General features: G+C 67.0%; 20 protein-coding genes. 13 read left to right on the plus strand and 7 right to left on the minus strand.

Features of this window, described 5'->3' with window-relative positions:
- Positions 1-45 precede the first annotated feature (45 nt).
- The 4 genes from ACFORO_RS08830 to ACFORO_RS08845 are packed head-to-tail and all read left to right on the plus strand — an operon-like array spanning position 46 to position 3414.
- On the plus strand, positions 46-1134 hold the full coding sequence (locus tag ACFORO_RS08830) for an ABC transporter ATP-binding protein (RefSeq protein WP_377867864.1): 1089 nt from the start codon (positions 46-48) through the stop codon (positions 1132-1134).
- Complete coding sequence (locus ACFORO_RS08835) at positions 1134-1826, plus strand: ABC transporter permease (protein ID WP_354750700.1); 693 nt, start codon at positions 1134-1136, stop codon at positions 1824-1826. The genes ACFORO_RS08830 and ACFORO_RS08835 overlap by 1 nt, the downstream gene beginning before the upstream one ends.
- The gene (locus ACFORO_RS08840; protein WP_377867863.1) at positions 1823-2527 is read left to right on the plus strand and encodes an ABC transporter permease; all 705 of its coding nucleotides are present in this window, start codon (positions 1823-1825) and stop codon (positions 2525-2527) included. The genes ACFORO_RS08835 and ACFORO_RS08840 overlap by 4 nt, the downstream gene beginning before the upstream one ends.
- Positions 2524-3414, plus strand: a complete 891-nt coding sequence (locus tag ACFORO_RS08845) for an ABC transporter substrate-binding protein (protein ID WP_377867862.1) — start codon at positions 2524-2526, stop codon at positions 3412-3414. The genes ACFORO_RS08840 and ACFORO_RS08845 overlap by 4 nt, the downstream gene beginning before the upstream one ends.
- Here ACFORO_RS08845 and ACFORO_RS08850 read toward each other — a convergent pair.
- Genes ACFORO_RS08850 through ACFORO_RS08860 form a run of 3 tightly spaced genes read right to left on the minus strand, consistent with a single transcriptional unit; the run spans position 3411 to position 5521 of the window.
- Positions 3411-3680 (minus strand): hypothetical protein, encoded by a 270-nt coding sequence (locus ACFORO_RS08850; RefSeq protein WP_377867861.1) that lies wholly within the window; start codon positions 3678-3680, stop codon positions 3411-3413. The genes ACFORO_RS08845 and ACFORO_RS08850 overlap by 4 nt on opposite strands.
- Positions 3677-4048, minus strand: coding sequence for a hypothetical protein (locus ACFORO_RS08855; protein WP_377867860.1), 372 nt, complete (start codon positions 4046-4048; stop codon positions 3677-3679). The genes ACFORO_RS08850 and ACFORO_RS08855 overlap by 4 nt, the downstream gene beginning before the upstream one ends.
- An 18-nt stretch (positions 4049-4066) precedes the next feature.
- The gene (locus tag ACFORO_RS08860) at positions 4067-5521 is read right to left on the minus strand and encodes a helix-turn-helix domain-containing protein (protein WP_377867859.1); all 1455 of its coding nucleotides are present in this window, start codon (positions 5519-5521) and stop codon (positions 4067-4069) included.
- Positions 5522-5705: 184 nt separating this feature from the next.
- Between ACFORO_RS08860 and ACFORO_RS08865 the strand changes: the two genes are divergently transcribed.
- Together ACFORO_RS08865 and ACFORO_RS08870 are read left to right on the plus strand one after the other, a co-directional pair.
- Complete coding sequence (locus tag ACFORO_RS08865) at positions 5706-5969, plus strand: hypothetical protein (protein WP_377867858.1); 264 nt, start codon at positions 5706-5708, stop codon at positions 5967-5969.
- Positions 5970-5999: 30 nt separating this feature from the next.
- The gene (locus tag ACFORO_RS08870; RefSeq protein WP_377867857.1) at positions 6000-6785 is read left to right on the plus strand and encodes a Scr1 family TA system antitoxin-like transcriptional regulator; all 786 of its coding nucleotides are present in this window, start codon (positions 6000-6002) and stop codon (positions 6783-6785) included.
- On the opposite strand, the gene ACFORO_RS08875 is transcribed toward ACFORO_RS08870, so the two are convergent.
- The gene (locus ACFORO_RS08875) at positions 6758-7285 is read right to left on the minus strand and encodes a GNAT family N-acetyltransferase (RefSeq protein ID WP_354747324.1); all 528 of its coding nucleotides are present in this window, start codon (positions 7283-7285) and stop codon (positions 6758-6760) included. The genes ACFORO_RS08870 and ACFORO_RS08875 overlap by 28 nt on opposite strands.
- 63 nt (positions 7286-7348) lie before the next feature.
- Here ACFORO_RS08875 and ACFORO_RS08880 point away from each other — a divergent pair, with 63 nt between their 5' ends.
- Complete coding sequence (locus ACFORO_RS08880) at positions 7349-7828, plus strand: WapI family immunity protein (protein WP_377867856.1); 480 nt, start codon at positions 7349-7351, stop codon at positions 7826-7828.
- Here ACFORO_RS08880 and ACFORO_RS08885 read toward each other — a convergent pair whose 3' ends face one another.
- Positions 7829-9025, minus strand: coding sequence for an MFS transporter (locus tag ACFORO_RS08885; protein ID WP_377867855.1), 1197 nt, complete (start codon positions 9023-9025; stop codon positions 7829-7831).
- A gap of 57 nt (positions 9026-9082) precedes the next feature.
- The gene (locus tag ACFORO_RS08890) at positions 9083-10321 is read right to left on the minus strand and encodes an FAD-dependent oxidoreductase (RefSeq protein ID WP_377867854.1); all 1239 of its coding nucleotides are present in this window, start codon (positions 10319-10321) and stop codon (positions 9083-9085) included.
- 150 nt (positions 10322-10471) lie between these two features.
- Here ACFORO_RS08890 and ACFORO_RS08895 point away from each other — a divergent pair, with 150 nt between their 5' ends.
- On the plus strand, positions 10472-10927 hold the full coding sequence (locus ACFORO_RS08895; RefSeq protein ID WP_377867853.1) for a nitroreductase family deazaflavin-dependent oxidoreductase: 456 nt from the start codon (positions 10472-10474) through the stop codon (positions 10925-10927).
- Positions 10928-10986: 59 nt separating this feature from the next.
- On the opposite strand, the gene ACFORO_RS08900 is transcribed toward ACFORO_RS08895, so the two are convergent.
- Complete coding sequence (locus ACFORO_RS08900; protein ID WP_377896517.1) at positions 10987-14679, minus strand: multifunctional oxoglutarate decarboxylase/oxoglutarate dehydrogenase thiamine pyrophosphate-binding subunit/dihydrolipoyllysine-residue succinyltransferase subunit; 3693 nt, start codon at positions 14677-14679, stop codon at positions 10987-10989.
- Between the two features lie 696 nt (positions 14680-15375).
- On the opposite strand from ACFORO_RS08900, the gene ACFORO_RS08905 reads away from it, so the two are divergent.
- From ACFORO_RS08905 to ACFORO_RS08925, 5 genes are all read left to right on the plus strand, one after another.
- Positions 15376-15648 carry a hypothetical protein gene (locus ACFORO_RS08905; RefSeq protein ID WP_354747335.1) on the plus strand — a complete coding sequence of 91 codons (273 nt, stop codon included), beginning with the start codon at positions 15376-15378 and terminating at the stop codon, positions 15646-15648.
- A gap of 175 nt (positions 15649-15823) precedes the next feature.
- Entirely contained in the window at positions 15824-16165 is a 342-nt protein-coding gene (locus tag ACFORO_RS08910; RefSeq protein ID WP_377867850.1) for a PadR family transcriptional regulator, read from the plus strand.
- On the plus strand, positions 16155-16538 hold the full coding sequence (locus ACFORO_RS08915) for a DUF1048 domain-containing protein (RefSeq protein ID WP_377867849.1): 384 nt from the start codon (positions 16155-16157) through the stop codon (positions 16536-16538). Before ACFORO_RS08910 ends, ACFORO_RS08915 begins: the two co-directional genes overlap by 11 nt.
- Before the next feature lie 26 nt (positions 16539-16564).
- Positions 16565-17305, plus strand: a complete 741-nt coding sequence (locus tag ACFORO_RS08920) for an ABC transporter ATP-binding protein (protein ID WP_446681573.1) — start codon at positions 16565-16567, stop codon at positions 17303-17305.
- A complete protein-coding gene (locus tag ACFORO_RS08925; protein WP_354747342.1) occupies positions 17302-18063 on the plus strand; it encodes an ABC transporter permease in 762 nt (253 codons plus the stop codon). Before ACFORO_RS08920 ends, ACFORO_RS08925 begins: the two co-directional genes overlap by 4 nt.
- Positions 18064-18208: the final 145 nt, after the last annotated feature.

Below are 18208 nucleotides of genomic sequence, written 5' to 3' on the forward strand. Positions count from 1 at the left end.
GAGTGGGCTACCGTCGGACTCTGCACCGGACGTGGGGAGAAGTCTGTGACCATCGAATTCCGAGACGTCGTCAAACGCTATCCGGACGGCACGGTCGCGGTCGACGGCCTCTCGCTGACCGTCGAAGACGGCACGATCACGGTGTTCGTCGGACCGTCCGGCTGCGGCAAGACCACCTCGCTGCGGATGATCAACCGGATGGTCGAGCCGACCTCGGGCGCGGTGCTGCTGGACGGCAAGGACGTCAGCGAAGGCGACCCGGCGGTGCTGCGCCGCGGCATCGGCTATGTGATCCAGCACGCCGGTCTCTTTCCACACCGGACAGTGCTCGACAACATCGCTACCGTGCCGCTGCTGTCCGGGTGGGACAAACGCAAAGCGCGCGCTCGCGCGGGTGAGCTGCTGGAGACGGTCGGGCTCCCGACGGAACTCGGGAAGCGGTATCCGGCGCAGCTGTCCGGCGGGCAGCAGCAGCGCGTCGGCGTGGCTCGGGCGCTCGCGGCCGACTCGCCGGTGTTGTTGATGGACGAGCCGTTTTCGGCGGTCGACCCGGTGGTCCGCGAAGGGTTGCAGGACGAGCTGCTGCGGCTGCAATCCCAGCTGGGCAAGACAATCGTGTTCGTGACGCACGACATCGACGAGGCTGTGCGGCTCGGGGACAAGGTCGCGGTGATGCGCGTCGGCGGAAAGCTCGCGCAGTACGGCACTCCGGCCGAGGTGCTGCGGCATCCGGTGGACGACTTCGTCGCGTCGTTCGTCGGACGCGATCGTGGATATCGCGGGCTTTCGTTCCTTCCGGCGAGCGGTGTCGAGGTGTCGCCGGCTCGCACGATCGATCTTGGCACCAAGGTCGACGGTCCTTCGCAGGGCTGGCTGCTCGCGGTGAACGACGAGAAACAGCCGCGCGGATGGCTGCCGCCAGGCTCCACAGTGGACGGTCCATTGGCCGAAACCGACCTTGTGGCAGGCGGATCGCTGTACGTGCAGGGAACGCCGATCCGCGGGGCGCTCGACGCGGCGCTGTCGTCGCCCGCCAGCCTCGGCGTGGTCGTGGACGAGGAGAACCGCGTGCTCGGGACGGTGGTCGCGCACCAGGTCTTGGATGTAATCGAGGCCTCCCCGCAGGCGTCCTGATGGGCGACTTCTTCGGCGAGCTCGGCCGGTACCTTTCGAGCGCCAACAACCGCGACGAGATCCTCTCCAATCTCCTCCAGAACATCTATCTCGCGCTGGTGCCGCTGGTCGCGGGCATCGTGCTGGCGATCCTGCTCGGCTGGCTCGGGCATCGCTGGCGGCCCGCGCGCAGTGTGCTGCTGGTCGTGGGGAATCTGCTGTACACGATTCCGTCCTTGGCGCTTTTCGTGGTGATTCCCGGCATTATCGGCACGAAGATCCTGGACAGCGTCAACGTGATTGTCGCGCTGACGATCTACACCACCGCGCTGCTGGTGCGCCCGGTGCTCGACGCGCTGGAAGCCGTGCCGCCGCACATCGTCGCGGCCGCCACGGCGATCGGGTATCGCGAGCCGCGCCGGTTCTTCAGCGTCGAACTGCCGCTTTCGGTGCCGGTGCTCGCGGCTGGGGTCCGGGTGGCTTCGGTGAGCAATATCAGCCTGGTCAGCGTCGGTGCGCTGATCGGGACCGGGGCGCTCGGCGTGCTGTTCACCGACGGATTCCAGCGGGAATACTTCTCGCCGATCGTGGTCGGAATCGTGCTGACGATGCTGCTCGCGCTGATCGTCGACCTGCTGCTGGTGGTGCTGCGCAATCTGTTGACGCCTTGGGAGAGAGCGGGTCGCGCGCCGGCCGCGGAGGTGGCGGGATGATCGGCGACGTTTTCACCTGGTTCACCACCGCCGCGAACTGGCAGGGCTCGGACGGCATTCTCGCCCGGCTCGCCCAGCACGTCGGCTACATCGCGCTGGCGCTCGTCATCGCACTGGTGATCGCGATCCCGATCGGACTGTTCGTGGGCCACACCGGCCGCGGCGGCGTGGTGCTGGTCGGCGTCGGCAACGCGATCCGCGCGCTGCCGACGCTCGGGCTCGTCACGTTCCTGTTCCTGCTCTTCACCGAAAGCACGACGGCGACGATCATCGGCCTGGTGGTGCTGGCGATCCCGCCGGTGCTGGCCGGAACGTACGCCGGTCTGCAGGCGGCCGAACACGATGTCGTCGACGCCGCGCAAGGCATCGGGATGACCGGCTGGCAGCGGCTGTGGCAGGTGGAGGTGCCGATCGCGCTTCCGTTGGTGCTGGGCGGAATCCGCAACGCAGTACTGCAGCTGATCGCGACCGCGGCCGTGGCCGCGTACGTCGGTCTCGGTGGCCTGGGCCGGTTCCTGCTCGACGGACTGGCCATTTTGGACTACACCGAGGTCGTCGCGGGCGCGATTCTCACCGCCCTGCTGGCGATCGTGGTCGACCTGCTGCTCGCCGCGGCGCAGCGGGCTTTGGTGCCCAAGGGAGTCCGGCTGGCCGCACAGGCGGCGTCCGGCCGGGCAGTGGCTGCGGGAGGAGCGGCGTGAAACGGTGGGGGATCCTGGTTGCTGGCTTGGCGCTGCTGGCGTCGGCATGCGGAAACCCGTTGTCCGGCGGCGGTGAGGGCGGCAGTACCGGCGATATCATCATCGGCGCGTCCGATGTCGGGGAAAGCTCTTTGCTGGCCCAGATTTATGCCGGGGCTTTGCGGAATGTCGGCGCGCACAACGTGACGGTGCGGCCGCCGGTGGGCAGTCGCGAGGTCGTGGTGAAAGCTTTGCAGGACAAGTCTTTGTCAGTGGTGCCGGATTACTCGGGCAACTTGCTGCGGTATTTCGACAAGAACACCCCGGCGACCACTTCGGAAGACGTCTATGCGCAACTGAAGCAGAAAATTCCGGCTGGGTTCGAGGTTCTCGCGCAGTCGCCCGCGCAGGACAAGGATTTGCTCGTGGTGGGCAAGGAGTTCGCGGCCACCGGGGTGAAGACGTTCTCCGATCTCGGACCGCGCTGCAAGGACCTGGTGATGGGCGGGCCAGGTCAGTGGAGCAGCCGGTGGAAGGACCGGATCAAGCAGCTGTACGGGTGCGAATTCAAGGAAATCCGCACCACGGACACCGGCGGTCCAGTGACGGTGGCGGCGCTGAAGTCGGGTGATGTGCAGGTGGCGGACCTGTTCAGCACGTCGGCGACGATCGCGTCGAATGGGTTCGTGCCGTTGGAAGACGACAAGCACATGTTCCCGGCGCAGAACATCGTGCCGTTGGTGTCGCGGGGGACGTTGAACGATGCCGAGACGGCTGCGTTGAACCGGGTTTCGGCGGCGTTGACTACTGAGCAGCTGACTGAGCTGAATGTGCAGTACACGGATGAGAAGCGGAATGCGAAGGACGTCGCTGAGGAGTTTTTGCGGCGGAATGGGTTGAAGTCTTAGCTGAGTGCGGTGTATTCGTGTGGTGGGTTGAGCAGTTCTGGGTGCTTGGTCCAGTAGAGTTCTCCGTGGATCTGCAGCATCGCCCAATGCCAGGCCTCGTCGTGGAAGATCAGCCCGCGATACGGTGCTTCGGATGGTTCGTAGGGGTATCGCTTCAGGGCGGCTGCTCCGGCTTCGGCTGGGGTCATGTCGCCGTGGTGCTGCATGACCCAGGCGAAGTGGCGGCGTTCGTCTTCCAGGTATTCGACGTATTCGTCCTCGGTCATTGTTCGGGGCTAATCGTTTTCTCGATAGTCTCGAAAATGTCCGCGTCGGTCTCCTGCTGCCACTGCGGGAGCTGATCCCAGTCCGCGACGTACGCTGGCTTCGGGTCCGAGATGTGCTGGTAGATCTGCGCGATCCAGCACAGCGCCACGAAGCGGCTCTTCTGCGCTCGGGTCAGTTTCGCGGTGCTGCCACCGGAAATCTCGACGAACTGCCGAACCTGCGTGTAAACCGCAGCGGCGCTGGCTCGCTCCCAGTCTGGCGTTTCTTCCCACGGCGTGACATAGCCGGGTTTGGGCTCGCCGGGGAAATGCCGCCTGACGCCGGCGATCCAGGCGTCACGAAAGATGCGGCCGGGTTCCTCAGGCACGATGACGCTCCTTGCGGGTCAGACGACCGAGACGGTCTTGAGCTGGAGGATTTGCTGGTCGAGATGCCGGACGTGGCTGTCGGCCAGGAACGGCTTCAGTTGCGGCCGGAGGTTGTGCAGCATCCGGCCCACGTAGCCGGCCGAGCCGGTTTGCCGGGCGGCGTCGAGAGCGGCGTTGCCGTACATGACGAGTTGGTCGGTGTCTCGGCGCTGTACGCCGACCAAGGCGAGGTCAGCCAGAAGACTTCCTCGCCTGCGAGCGGAGACGGTCCGGTCGAGCGCGTCGGCAAGCGCGACTTCCGCCAGTTCGGGGCGGCGCAGTTCGACGTAACAGCGGCCGCGTTCTTCGGCCAGCCTTGAACCTTCGAACCGCAGCCAGCCGCTTGTGCGCGCCGGGCCGCTGAGGTGCGTGACCTCTTCGGCTGTGTCGAGGGCGCGCTCGCAGGCTGTCAGGTCGCCGAGCCCGGCATAGGTCTGCGCTTGCACCGCAGCGACCCATGGCCGGGTAGCAAGGCCGGAGTCGCCGCGCTTGGCGAGGACGGCAGCGCCGTTGAGGAGCGGTGCCGCATCGCTGAATCGGCGCTCGTAGACACCGAGAAAGGCGTGCCTGGTCAGAGCACAGGCCCATAGGTCGAAGGCTTCCGCCTCCTTGCTGGCACTCGCGGCCAAGGAGTAGCACTGCGCCGCGTCCGGGTACTGGTCGCTGTCGAAGAAAATCTCGCCGCAGAGCTGGAACAGGTCTCCCGCGAGCTGGCACAGCCGCCGTCGCCCGGCCTGAGTTTGCGGCTCGTGCAGTGCCTGGTTGAGAACGGACAGCTGGCTGCGCACCACCGGGAAAGCCAGGCGTTTGGACTTGGATTGTGCGAAAGCCTGCCAGAGTCGCTCGTTGACCTTGCCGTATTCGTCGAGCGTTCCCGGATCGAGCCTGGCTGGGCGGGACCCGGCGGTCTCCAACCGGTCGAGATCGAGCTGATCCGCGGCGGGAAGGGCGAGCAGGCTGCTGGCGAGGCTCAGCAGGCGCAACACTTCGCGACGGTTCACGTCGTCCCGCCCTTCGTCGACTGCGGGCCCCGAGTCCGGACCGGCGGCTGGCACCTTGAACCACAGCAGCTCGCCCGGGATTCGAAGAACACCAGCCCACTGTATGAGCGTGGCGAGGTCTTGCGGAGCGGGGCCGTTCTCGATCCGGCTGAGTTGTGGCTGAGTGAGGCCGAACCATCCCGCGACCACACTCTGTGACAGCGGGCGACCGTGCCACGGGTGGTAGCGGTAGGCCTGGATGACCCGGCCCATGTGCCAGGCGTCGACTGCCTCGCGCAGCTGGTCGGTGTGCCAGAATTCCACCGGTACGTTCGGGGCGTTGACCAGCGTGTTCCGCCGCTGGTCGCGGCAGGCCGAGCACAGGCTGCCGCGGTGATCTCCGGCCAGCCGCGCTCCGCAGCGACAGTGCCGCGCGATCGGGCGCATCCTCATCTCGTACCCGGTCCTTACTTCGTGTGAAGTGTCTGTGGCTCCGTGTGTCACCAGCCTAGACAGTCGATATGCGCGGCGCGTATGCGTCGCGCGCATTTTTTCCACTGAAAGATCGCGATAGCCGCTGTCGGCGGCCGCGGCGAACCTTGGTCAAGGACACCGGCGAGCGTCGACGGAGGTTGGGATGGATGCAGTGATTTACCTGGATCTCGCACATATTCACCCGGTTGTCGGAGGCGTCTGGCACCGGACCGACGTGGCTGAGGTCCCGGAACCGGGGCAGTCGGTGACCATGCTGTGCGGGCTGATCGCCTTCGCGGCGTTCGAACGTTACGACCAGCGAAGCGCGAATGGTCCGCTCAGGCAGTGCCCGTACTGCGACAGGATTTACCGCCAGTCGCTCGGCTGGATCGTTCCTCCCGGGAACCCGGCCCCTCGTCGACGTTGAGAATTCTTCCGGCAACAACCAGAGGACGACATGCGAGGCACGAGTGCGCTGACACCGCGGGCGAGAGCCCTTGGCACCGCGCTGCGTCGCGCGCGAGTCGATGCGCGGTTCGGGTTGCGAGAACTAGCCCGGCGGGTCGGCATCAATGCCGCGCTCTTGTCGAACTGGGAGCAGGCGCTGCGAGTGCCCAGCGTGGAAGATGTGGCCGGTCTTCTAGGCGCGCTTGGGGTTACTGGTCGGCGTAAAGAAGAATTGCTCGGCTTGGCGCGTGGTGTGCTGGGGCCGAATTGGGTTGCCGATAGCGGCCAAACGGCGGCAGACATCGTCTCGTCGCTCGAGCGGACGGCCGCCATCGTGATCGCCTGGCATCCGCTCCTCATCCCTCGCGCGCTGCAAACCGCTGAATACGGGCGCGTCGCGGCATCCGCCGTGCCCTACGGTTGTTCGGCTCCGACAGAAGCTTATGTCGGAGAAAACGCTCTCTCCACTGTGGTGGGTGGCGCGGACACGATGGGACGCCAGCTCTGTTTCCTGGCTGAAACCGCAGCTGCGGCAGAAGGTCCCATAGTGCGAGTCGTTCCGGCGAGTGTCGGCTGGCATCCCGCCCTGTCGGGGCCGTTTACCCTGTATCGAACGGCTAACGCGGCCGTGGTGCATTGCCAACACCACGACGCTGCCACGTTTCTCTTTGAGAATAAGGAGAACGGCAGACATCAGCCCGTGGTCGCGTCACTGCGCAGGCTGGCGCTGAGCGAGCAAGAGACTGCGGAACTCCTTGTCCGGAAAACTCAAAGCCGGTCAAAGGCCGCAGCGTAGCGGAAGGCTCCTCGATTCTCCGGGGCGTACGCAGCCAGCCGGAGGGCCTGGAAGTGCGGTGCCCATTCCGGCACCGGGGGCGTGATGCCAAGCGTTTCGGCCAGTACGAAGCCGAAGCGGGAGTAATAACCCGGGTCGCCCAGCAAGATGATCAGGCCGTACCCCAGGGCATTGGCGGCGCCGATCGTCGCGTGGACCAAGGCTGAGCCTGCCCCGCTGCGTTGGTGCGAGGGGAGGACGCCTAGCGGGCCGAAGCCGATGGCGGATTCTGGGTCGTCGCCTAGGTGGCCTGGGCTTGAGCAGGCGTGGCCGATCAGCTCGCCGTCGCGGTGGGCGACGAATGAGAGGGCGGGGAGCAGATCGCCGTCCGCGGTTAGTTCGGTTACTAGCTTGGCTTCGGGCATTTCGCCGGTGACGTCCTTGTTGTGGACACGGAAGGCGGCGGTGTGCACGGCGTGGATCGCGGGTGCGTCGTCGGCGGTCGACTGGCGGATCTGCATACCGCTCAGTCTCCCTGAGCGGCGGGCTGCGCGGAAATTGATTTCGGCACGGTGCATAACCTGGTGCTCGACGACGTGGGGGTAAGAGTGAGCGATGTCGAGTCGGCCTCGGTGACCATCGGGAGAAAAGGGGGTGATCGGCTGGTAATAACCGTGCTGGGACGGATGCACGTCGAGGCGGCCGATTTTTGGGACGGTAACTGGCTCTTCAGTCCAGTGGACATCGTCGTCGGCGGGTTCACCGCCCAAGTGCCCGCCGGGTTGCGAGCTGACGAGCTGCTGAGCTTTCGGGAGCAGCTGTCGAAGGCGTATGCCGAGTTCGGCGGTGTCGCTCGGCTGAAGTCGATGGAGAGGTGGCTCGGGCTGACGGTCACGGTGGAGAAGTCCGGCAGAGTCGAGATCGAAGGAGAGGCCATCGATGGGCACGGGTCGGGGAACCAGCTGTGCTTCGAGATCGACGGCCTTGACCAGTCCGATCTGCCGGCCATCGTCGGGGAGCTGTCCTCGATCGAGGCGCAGTTTCCGGTGCTCGGAATGCCCTGATCAGGCCGTTGCTGCTTGCGGAGCAACCTGTGCTGGACGGTCGTCGCGCATGAAAAGCAGAACCGCCGCTCCCACAAGCGGTCCGGCGGCCAGGGTGAGGAAAGCGGCGTAGAACGAGCCGGTCGCGTGGAAGACCGGGCCCACTACCGCGGGCACGATTACGCTGCCCAGCTGCCAGAAGGCGTTCACCGCACCGGCGGCGGAACCGGCTAGGCGGGGGCCGGTCAGGGCGGGGATCATGGCGGCGGTCAGGGGGCTGTAGGCGTAGGCGCCGATGCCGAGAATCGGGGCTACCACTAGGAAAGCGCTGTAGCTGTTCAGGGAACCGAAGACCAGCAGAGCCGCGCCGAAGAGGATGAGGACGGCGATGATGGGGATTCGCCTGCCCAGGCCGACTTTGTCGGTGAGCCAGCCGATCAGCGGTTTGATGACTACCGCGGTCCCGGAGAAGATCACCAGGACTACGCCCGCCCGCACGGGGTCGATGTGTTCGCCTCGGATCATCAGGGTGTTGGACCACGTGACGAAACCGTAGGTGCCCCATAGGCCGCCGAAACCGGCCAATCCCAGTAGCAGCAGGTCGCGGTTGCGGAAGAGCGGGCGCGGGTTCGGCAGGGTGCGGGGGCCGGTCGAGGGGGTGCCGTTGCGGATGAAGGCCAGGCACAGCAAGCCGAGTACGACGGTGACTCCGCCGAAGAGGTGGTACGACACCGGCCAGCCGCTGTTCTTCACCAGCGTGGGGACGACGGCGTTGGCTACGACGGTTCCTAGCGACGTCGCGGTCATGAAGATGCCGCTTGCCAGGCCGTGCTCCTCCGGGCGGAACCAGGTGGTGATCAGCTTGAGCCCGGCGGAGAAGTCGACTCCGGCGAACAGGCCGAGCAGGGCTTGCAGGACCAGGCCCCAGGCGATGGAGGTGGTGGAGCCGAACCCCACCATCAGGACGCCTGCGACCAGGGAGCTGATGCCTAGGACTGCGCGGCTGCCCAGCCAGTCGGAGAGGAATCCGCCGACGGTGTTGGAGATGACGTAACCGATGTAGTAGCAGGTGGCGAAGATCCCGAGCGCGGCCAGCGGGACGCCGAGCGAATCGCTGACTGCCGACGACGCCGGGCCCCACGTTGACCGGTCGACCGAGGTCATCGTGAACACTGCCCAGCAGAGCAGCAGGACGACCCAGCGATAGCGGCTCGGCATGGGGGCTCCTTCGGCCTGGGGACGATCAGGGAAGGTTCTCGTTACCGGGTTGGCGGGTCAAGCCAGGGCGCCTTGGCGGTGCAGTTCGGCGCGGATCGCGCGGACGTCGTGGGCGCGGCCGTCGACGTACTGTGCGGCGGCGATCCCCGCTGCGTGGCCGGTCGCGAAGGCGGTGCCCATGACTCGGACTGATGCGTATGCGTCGTCGTCGGAGCTGGTCAGGCGGCCGACGGCCCAGAGGTTCGCGGTGTCGGCGGAGCAGATCGCGCCGTAGGGGAGGTCGTACCAGCCTCGGTCGGCGATCGGTTCGTAGCGGGTGACGCCTGGCCCGGCGTGGTCTTCGATCGGCCAGCCGCAGCGGCCGATGGACGCGTCGGGGCGCTTGCGGGCGGTCAGGACGTCGCGGCCGGTGAGTTGTTCGCGGCCGACCAGGTGACGTCCTTCGCGGATGCCTAGCTGTGGGCCGGTTTCCTCGAGGCGTGCTGACGACCAGCCGGGCAGGTGTTTGCGCAGGGCGTCCAGGTATTGCCACGCCTGACGTCGCGCGCTGGCTTCGTCGCGGCTTAGCGCGGCGGCGTTCAGGACGTCGGTTTGTTCGTCCACTAGGAGCGCGATTACGTTGCGGGTCAAGGGAAGGTGCACGGCGATGCCGTAGTCGCGAGCCAGCTGGACGCCGGTTTCTCGTTGGTACGCGGCGACTGCGGCCCGCAATCCCTCGCGTGAGAGGTCGGCGTCTTCGGAGACGCCGGAGAATCGGCAGACGAGCGTGCTGGTTTGCCGGTCGCTCAGCGGCGTGATGCGGACGGCGGCTCCCGCGTCGGCCAGGAGTGCGCCGTCGCCACTGGCGTCGATGAACGCGCCGGCGGTGACGCGTTCCACGCCGCCGCGATGGTGCAGTTCGACCTCGGTGACGACCCCGTGCGTCCGCTTCGCGCCGATGAGTTTGGTGTGCAGGAGGACGTCCACGCCGGCGTCGGCGGCCAGCTCGTCGTAGACCAGTTTGGTGGTTTCCAGGTCGAGCAGGACGATCTTGTTGCCGGTCCAGCCCATCGTCTTTTCTTCGTAGGCGCCGCGCTGGCGCAACCGCCGCAGCACCTCGTCGCCGACGCCCGCGACGACCTGCTCGCCGGTCTGGTCGAAGAAACCGCACAGGGTCAGCACGGAGCTGATCGTCGCCGCGCCGCCAAGGTACGGGTACTGCTCGACCAGCAGCACCCGCGCCCCGGTCCGCGCCGCCCCGGCAGCGGAGGCGATACCCCCAGCACCGCCTCCGACTACGACGACGTCGTAGTGCACTCCAGCCCTCCTCGGATGTTTGTCAACCAGTCAACTTGGTCCGGCCGGTGCGCCGCCACTGCCTTTCCGGTACCCCGGGCATAACCGGAAGGTATATGTATGAGTACCAGAAAGTATGAAACTCATACAAGATGGCGTACCCTCGGAACCATGGACACCAAGGCAGCCGGATACCGGCGCAAGGTCAACACGATCAACCGGTTCATCACCGCCCTGCAGCGCGCGGGGCTCGCGTTCGGGCCGATGGAGCTGCTCACCGTCCCCGGGCGGCGCAGCGGCGAGCCGCGGACGTTTCCGTTGGCGGTACTGAAAGTTCAGGGCGAGGAGTACCTGATCCAGGCGTTCCCGAAGGCGGCCTGGGTGGCGAATGTCCGGGCGGCCGGTGCGGGCACGTTGTCTCGCGGGCGACGGTCGCGGCGGGTGCGGTTCGCGGAGCTGCCGGTCGCGGAGCGGGGGCCGGTGTTGCGCGAGGTGGTGGCTGGAGGGCCCGCGAGCGTGGGGAAGCGTTACGTCACGACGGGGCTGGCGGAATCGCCGACACCGGATGGGGTCGCGGCGGCCGCGGCTGCGGGGAGGATCGCGGTGTTCCGCGTAGAAGTGGTCTGAACAACGGCGAAGGCCGCCGCGGGAACGCATCCCGCGGCGGCCTTCGGAGCAAGCAACGATCAGTCGAACGCCTTGGCGATCAACGCCTTCTGCTCGACCTCGTGCACCTTGGACGAACCGGCCGACGGGGCGGCCATCGGACGCCGTGCGACCACGTCGAGGCCGCCGAAGAACTCCGGGAACTTCCGGGGCAGGTTGAGGCCGAAGAACGGCCACGCGCCCTGGTTTTCCGGCTCCTCCTGGACCCACGCGATCTGCTGGGCGTTCGTGTAGCGCTCCACCGCCGCCAGCAGCTTCTTCTTCGGCAGCGGGTAGTACTGCTCGATCCGCACGATCGCGACGTCGTCCGCACCGCGCTTCTCGCGCTCGGCCACCAGTTCCCAGTAGAGCTTGCCCGAGGTGAGCAGCACCTTGCGGACCTTCGCCGGGTCCTGCGTCGCGTCGTCGATGACCGACATGAACCGGCTCTGGCCGGTGACGTCCTCGACCGTCGACGTCGCCGCCTTGTTGCGCAGCATCGACTTCGGGGTGAAGACGATCAGCGGACGCTGGATGCCGTCGAGGGCGTGGCGGCGCAGCAGGTGGAAGTAGTTCGCCGGGGTGGAGGGCACCGCGACGGTCATCGAGGCTTCCGCGCACAGCGCCATGAACCGCTCGATCCGGCCGGACGTGTGGTCCGGGCCCTGGCCCTCGTGGCCGTGCGGCAGCAGCAGCACGACGTCCGAGCGCTGGCCCCACTTGGCCTCGCCGGAGGAGATGTACTCGTCGATCACGGTCTGCGCGCCGTTGACGAAGTCGCCGAACTGCGCTTCCCACATCACCAGCGCCTCGGAGTTCGCCACCGAGTAGCCGTACTCGAAGCCGACGGCCGCGTACTCCGACAGCGCCGAGTCGTAGATCATCACGCGGCCCTGGCCGTCGGCCAGGTTCTGCAGCGGCGAGTACTCCTGGCCGTTCTTGCGGTCGATGAACACCGAGTGCCGCTGGGTGAAGGTGCCGCGCCGGGAGTCCTGGCCGGACAGCCGCACGAGACGGCCTTCCAGCGCCAGCGACCCGAACGCGAGCAGTTCGCCGAACGCCCAGTCGATGCCGCCTTCGCGGGACATCTTGTGGCGGCGCTCCATGACCGGCTTGACCCGCGGGTGCGGGGTGAAGCCCTCGGGCAGGTTGACGAACGCGTCGCCGATCTGCTCGACGACCTCGCGCGACACGGCGGTGGTGACCTTCGCCGGGATCTGCTGCTCGCCCTCGACCGACGGGCTCGCCTTCGCCGGGTGCCGCTCGAGTTCGCGGACCTCGTTGAAGACGTGCTCGAGCTGGCTGGAGAAGTCGCGCAGCGCGGCCTCGGCCTCCTCGACGGAGATGTCGCCCCGGCCGATCAGCGATTCGGTGTAGGTCTTCCGGACCGAGCGCTTGGAATCGATGATGTCGTACATCGCCGGCTGCGTCATCGACGGGTCGTCGCCCTCGTTGTGGCCGCGGCGGCGGTAGCAGACCAGGTCGATCACGACGTCCTTGTGGAACGCCTGGCGGTAGTCGACCGCCAGCTTCGCGACCCAGTGCGCGGCCTCGGGGTCGTCGCCGTTCACGTGGAAGACCGGCGCGCCGATCATCTTCGCGACGTCGGTGGCGTACTGGCTGGAGCGCGAGTGCTCCGGCGCGGTGGTGAAGCCGACCTGGTTGTTGACGACGACGTGCACGGTGCCGCCGGTGCGGTAGCCGCGCAGCAGCGCCAGGTTCAGGGTCTCGGCCACGACGCCCTGGCCCGCGAAGGCCGCGTCGCCGTGCATCAGGACCGGCAGCACGGTGTAGCCCTCGCCGCCCTTGTCGAGGACGTCCTGCTTGGCGCGGACGATGCCCTCGAGCACCGGGTCGACGGTCTCCAGGTGCGACGGGTTGGACGCCAGCGACACCCGGGTCTCGCCGTCGCCGAACATCCGGAAGTACTTGCCCTCGGCCCCGAGGTGGTACTTCACGTCGCCGGAGCCGTGCGCCTGTCCCGGGTCGAGGTTGCCCTCGAACTCCTGGAAGATCTGGCTGATCGGCTTGCCGACGATGTTCGCCAGCACGTTCAGCCGGCCGCGGTGCGGCATGCCGATGACGACCTCGTCGAGTTCGTGCTCGGCGGCCTTGTCCAGGATGGTGTCCAGCAGCGGGATCGCGGTCTCGCCGCCTTCGAGCGAGAACCGCTTCTGGCCGACGTACTTGGTCTGCAGGAAGGTCTCGAACGCCTCGGCGGCGTTGAGCTTCGACAGGATGTACTTCTGCGCGGACGGCTCCGGCTTGCTGTGCCGGACCTCGACGCGCTCCTGGATCCAGCCGCGCTCCTCGGGGTCGAGGATGTGCGTGTACTCCACGCCGACCGTGCGGCAGTAGGAGTCGCGCAGCACGCCGAGGATGTCGCGCAGCTTCATCCGCTCGCGGCTGGAGAAGTCGCCGACCGCGAACTCGCGGTCCAGGTCCCACAGGGTCAGGCCGTGGCTCAGCACGTCCAGGTCGTGGTGGCTGCGCTGGCGGTAGTTCAGCGGGTCGGTGTCGGCCATCAGGTGGCCGCGCATCCGGAAGGCCTCGATCAGCTCCATGACGCGCGCGGTCTTGTCGACCGGGCCGTCCGGGATGTCGGCGACCCAGCGGATCGGCTCGTACGGCAGCCGCAGGCTGGTGAAGACGTCGTCGTAGAAGCCGTCCTCGCCGAGCAGCAGTTCGTGAATGCGCTTCAGGAACTCGCCGGACTCCGCGCCCTGGATGATGCGGTGGTCATACGTCGAGGTCAGCGTCATGATCTTGCTGACCGCGAGGTCGACCAGGGTCTTCTCACTGGTGCCCTCGAACGACGCCGGGTACTGCATCGCGCCGACGCCGATGATCGCGCCCTGGCCCGCCTGCAGCCGCGGCACCGAGTGGTTCGTGCCGATGCCGCCCGGGTTGGTGAGCGAGATGGTGGTGCCCGCGAAGTCGTCCGCGGTGAGCTTGTTCGTGCGGGCCTTCTTGACGATCTCCTCGTAGGCCTGCCAGAACTGCATGAACGTCATGTTCTCGGTGGCCTTGATGGAGGCCACGACGAGCGTGCGGGAGTCGTCCTTGCCCTTCATGTCGATGGCAAGCCCGAAGTTCACGTGCTCCGGCGTGATCGCGAACGGCTTCCCGTCGATCAGCTGGTAGTGCCGGTTCATGTTCGGGAAGTCCTTCAGCGCCCGCACCATGGCGTAGCCGATGAGGTGCGTGAAGGAGATCTTGCCGCCGCGGGTGCGCTTGAGGTGGTTGTTGATGACGATGCGGTTGTCCGCCATCAGCTTCGCCGGGACCGCGCGCACGCTGGTCGCGGTCGGCACGGCGAGCGAGGCGTCCATGTTCTTGGCGATCGCCGCGGCGGCGCCGCGCAGCTGCTTGGATTCCGGCGCGGACTTGGCTGCCGGAGCGGCCGCCGCGGGCTTCGCCGCCGGGGCGGACTTGGCTGCCGGGGCCTTCGCCGCCGGAGCCTTGGCGGCGGGGGCGCTGGCCGCCGGCGCCGCTGGGGCCGCCGGGGTCTTGGCGGACGGGGCGGGCTTGGCGGCGGGGGCCGGCGCGGAGGCCTTGACCTCTCCGTTCCCTCCCGCTTGCGTGCCGTTGCCGCCTGGAGTGGGCTTGTAGTCGGCGAAGAAATCGTGCCAGGCGGCGTCTACCGACTGGGGGTCCGCGAGAAACCGCTCGTACATTTCTTCGACGAGCCACTCATTGGCACCGAACTGCGATGCGGGACTGCTGCTGGCCACGGCTGGCTCTCGCCTCTATCCATTCTCGATCCGATATCACAAGCACCTGCTGACCGCCAGGCTAGTCCCCTGCCGGTGGCCTGAAACACGCCACCTGGACGCTCGTGAGACAGGTCATTGTCTGGATCGGTTGAGAGGCCCAGCCTGACAGACAGCAGGGACCACCGTACGCGTCGCAAGAGCCGAATGCCGTCACCTCGGCTGGTTTGAGGTGATCCCGGACACAGCGCGTGCCCGGTGTCACAGCTCGCTCGGCCGGCCGCGGCGGGCGGACGGTGGTGGCCCGGGTTGGTCCGGACCACGTGCGCCGGGCTTCGCGCAGGTCGGCTGACTTGTGCCCCGCTCTCAGCCCGCCGCGCGACTGGCGTGACCGCGGCGGGTGCCTCGCTGGTGAGCCGTTCGCCGGGCCGGGGTCGAGCTGGCGGCGGACGCGGGGGTTGTGCCGAAGTCGGGCAGCGCGTCGTAACGGTGGTGTCGGGGTGGTTCTCGCCGTGCTGTCCGTCGACCGTCGAGGTGCTCGTGCGGTCCGAAGTGGCTAGGTCGTTCGTCCAGGTGGGGCAGTGCGGGGTCGTCCGCGCCTGTTCCGGCCGAGTTGGGATGTGCGTAGCGGGTCGTTCACTGTGCGGTGTTGTGCTGTCGAAAGGCTGCGGCCTCACTCGGGCGCGGCGGTTTTCGAGGCGAGGCGGTGATGGCGCGATGTGGCTGGTCGAATGTCCGTCGTTCTGGGACCAGGGATTGATCCGCCCGCTCGTCACCGAGCACGGCACGGTCCTGCTGATGTGCGATTCCTGCACCGCGGTGTGGCGCACCCCGTCCGGCATCGACGAGTTCGAGCACGTCGAGCCGGAAGCGCCCGAGTGGTCCGTCGGCTCGGACACGCACGTTCGCCCCGGGACGACTCGCTGGGCCGAACTGGCCGACGTCGCCTCGGCGGGCTGGGGCGACCTCCGGTGGCGCGAGCTGCCCTGACTTCGCGGTCTCTCTGAATTTTTCCTGCCTGTCTCGTCCTGCCCGGAGACAGCCCCGTCGCCCGGGTCCGTTTGGCGTGGCTCCTCGCGGCGGTCCCGGAATGCCCCCCTGTCGCCAGTAGTCAGTGATACTATCTACTGGTACTCAGCGACACTGACTAGCTGAAGGGTGTTCGATGGGCAAGCAGGCGACGGAGATGCTCAAGGGGACCTTGGAGGGCATCGTCCTCGCGGTTCTTGCCGGGCGGCCCGCCTATGGGTACGAGATCACCTCCTGGTTGCGCGAACGGGGGTTCACCGATCTCGCCGAGGGCACCGTTTACGCGTTGCTCGTGCGGATCGAGCAGCGCGGGCTCGTCGACGTCGAGAAAGTGCCGTCCGAGAAAGGACCGCCGCGGAAGGTTTATTCGCTGAACGCTCCGGGGAGAGCGAGTCTTGACGAATTCTGGCGGAACTGGCGGTTTCTCTCGGATCGGCTCGAACAGCTGCGCAAGGAGGGAATCGATCATGGGGAATGAATCCAAGAGCAGATATCTGCATTATCTGGAGGTCGTCACCGGGCCGCTGGAGGACAAGAAGCGGTATCGGCGGTACAAAGCGCGCGTCGAGGAGCTGCCGCCGGACTATCGGGCGGCGATCAAGGCGTTGCACCGGTACCTGCAGTACTTCGGGCCGGGGACGGCGGAGAGTCACCTGCGGATGCTGGACGATCTCATCGACCTGTTCGAGCAGAGCGTGGCGAACGGGACGACCGTCCGGGAAATTGTCGGTGACGAGCCGGTCGAGTTCGCGGAAGAGTTTCTCCGGAGTTATCCCGAGGGAAACTGGATTTCCCGGGAACGGACGAAGCTGACCGAATCGATCGACCGCGCGGCCGGGGGTGCGCGGTGACGGCGCCGGCGATTCGGGTGCGGGGGTTGCGAAAGTCGTACGGGAAGCTGGAAGTGCTGCGCGGGGTCGATTTCGAGGTGGCGCGGGGCAGTATTTTCGCGCTGCTCGGGTCGAACGGGGCGGGCAAGACCACGGTCGTGCGGATCTTGTCCACGTTGCTCAAGGCCGACGCGGGGGAGGCGGAGGTCAACGGGTTCGCGGTCGCCGGCCAGGGGGCGGACGTGCGCGAGTCGATCAGCCTCACCGGGCAGTTCGCGGCGGTCGACGAAATCCTTACCGGGCGCGAGAATCTGGTGCTGGTCGCCAAGCTGCGGCATCTCAAGAACCCAGGTGCGATCGCGGACGGGCTGCTGGAGCGGTTCGCGTTGACTGACGCTGGTGCGCGCAAGGTGTCGACGTATTCGGGGGGTATGCGTCGCCGTCTTGACATCGCGATGAGCTTGATCGGGGACCCGCGGGTCATTTTCCTCGACGAGCCGACGACCGGGCTCGATCCGCAGGCGCGCAACGACGTCTGGAAGGCGGTGGAGGAGCTCGCCGAGCAGGGAGCGACGGTGCTGCTCACCACGCAGTATCTGGAAGAGGCCGAACACCTCGCCGACCGGATCGCGATCCTGCACGAGGGTCGGGTGCTCGTGAACGGCACGCTCGCCGAGCTCAAGCAGCTGCTTCCCCCGGCCAAGGTCGAGTACGTCGAGAAGCAGCCGACGCTGGAAGACGTCTTCTTTTCCCTTGTCGGCGCTGGAACCAAGGGGGAAGGGCAATGAGCGGCCACTTTGTCAGCGACAGCTCAGTCCTGTTAGGACGGTCGCTGCGGCACATCACCCGCAGCCTCGACACGATCATCACCACGACGGTCACGCCGATCGTCATGCTGCTGCTCTTCACCTACGTCCTCGGCGGCGCGATCAACTCCGGCTCCGAGTCGTACGTGACCTACCTGCTGCCCGGAATCCTCCTGATCACCATCGCCTCCGGGATCGCCTACACCGCGTTCCGGCTCTTCCTGGACCTGAAGGGCGGCATCTTCGAACGCTTCCAGTCCATGCCGATCGCCCGCTCGGCGGTGCTGTGGGCGCACGTGCTGACGTCGGTGATCGCGAACCTGATCTCGGTCGCGGTCGTGGTGCTCGTCGCGTTCGCGATGGGCTTCCGCACCAGCGCGGGGCCGCTGGCGTGGCTCGCGGTGCTGGGCATCGTGGTGCTGTTCACCCTGGCGCTGACGTGGCTCGCGGTGATCCCTGGGCTCACCGCGAAGTCCGCGGACGGCGCGAGTGCGTTCTCGTACCCGCTCATCTTCCTGCCGTTCGTCAGTTCGGCCTTTGTACCCACCGGGACCATGCCTGGGCCGGTGCGCGCGTTCGCTGAGCACCAGCCGGTGACGTCGATCGTGAACACCATCCGGGATCTGTTCGCGGAGCGTCCGGTGGGGAGCGGGATCTGGACCGCGCTTGCTTGGTGCGTGGGGATTTTGGTGGTGGCGTATGTCTTCGCGAATGTGATTTATCGTCGGAAGATTTCCTGACTCGGTCCGGCGGTCGCGGTTACGGGCAGTGCCTGTTGGTCGCGGCTCGTTCGGCGGGTGTTGTCTGGCGATGCGGTGGTGTGCAGGGAGCGCGGTGACGGGCTTGCTCGCCAAGGCGAGTTGTCGCCGCAAGCTTTTCTGGCGC

The organism is Amycolatopsis halotolerans (genome assembly GCF_042647905.1).
GTDB classification, from domain to species: domain Bacteria; phylum Actinomycetota; class Actinomycetes; order Mycobacteriales; family Pseudonocardiaceae; genus Amycolatopsis; species Amycolatopsis halotolerans.

Bases quoted from the DNA above. Each gene is read 5' to 3' on its own strand.
- ACFORO_RS08910 (WP_377867850.1), top strand. From the start codon at position 15,824: ATGGGCAAGCAGGCGACGGAGATGCTCAAGGGGACCTTGGAGGGCATC.
- ACFORO_RS08860 (WP_377867859.1), bottom strand. From the start codon at position 5,521: ATGAGGATGCGCCCGATCGCGCGGCACTGTCGCTGCGGAGCGCGGCTG.
- ACFORO_RS08875 (WP_354747324.1), bottom strand. From the start codon at position 7,285: ATGCAGATCCGCCAGTCGACCGCCGACGACGCACCCGCGATCCACGCC.
- ACFORO_RS08850 (WP_377867861.1), bottom strand. From the start codon at position 3,680: ATGACCGAGGACGAATACGTCGAATACCTGGAAGACGAACGCCGCCAC.
- ACFORO_RS08865 (WP_377867858.1), top strand. From the start codon at position 5,706: ATGGATGCAGTGATTTACCTGGATCTCGCACATATTCACCCGGTTGTC.
- ACFORO_RS08905 (WP_354747335.1), top strand. From the start codon at position 15,376: ATGTGGCTGGTCGAATGTCCGTCGTTCTGGGACCAGGGATTGATCCGC.
- ACFORO_RS08885 (WP_377867855.1), bottom strand. From the start codon at position 9,025: ATGCCGAGCCGCTATCGCTGGGTCGTCCTGCTGCTCTGCTGGGCAGTG.
- ACFORO_RS08925 (WP_354747342.1), top strand. From the start codon at position 17,302: ATGAGCGGCCACTTTGTCAGCGACAGCTCAGTCCTGTTAGGACGGTCG.
- ACFORO_RS08870 (WP_377867857.1), top strand. From the start codon at position 6,000: ATGCGAGGCACGAGTGCGCTGACACCGCGGGCGAGAGCCCTTGGCACC.
- ACFORO_RS08840 (WP_377867863.1), top strand. From the start codon at position 1,823: ATGATCGGCGACGTTTTCACCTGGTTCACCACCGCCGCGAACTGGCAG.
- ACFORO_RS08835 (WP_354750700.1), top strand. From the start codon at position 1,134: ATGGGCGACTTCTTCGGCGAGCTCGGCCGGTACCTTTCGAGCGCCAAC.
- ACFORO_RS08895 (WP_377867853.1), top strand. From the start codon at position 10,472: ATGGACACCAAGGCAGCCGGATACCGGCGCAAGGTCAACACGATCAAC.
- ACFORO_RS08915 (WP_377867849.1), top strand. From the start codon at position 16,155: ATGGGGAATGAATCCAAGAGCAGATATCTGCATTATCTGGAGGTCGTC.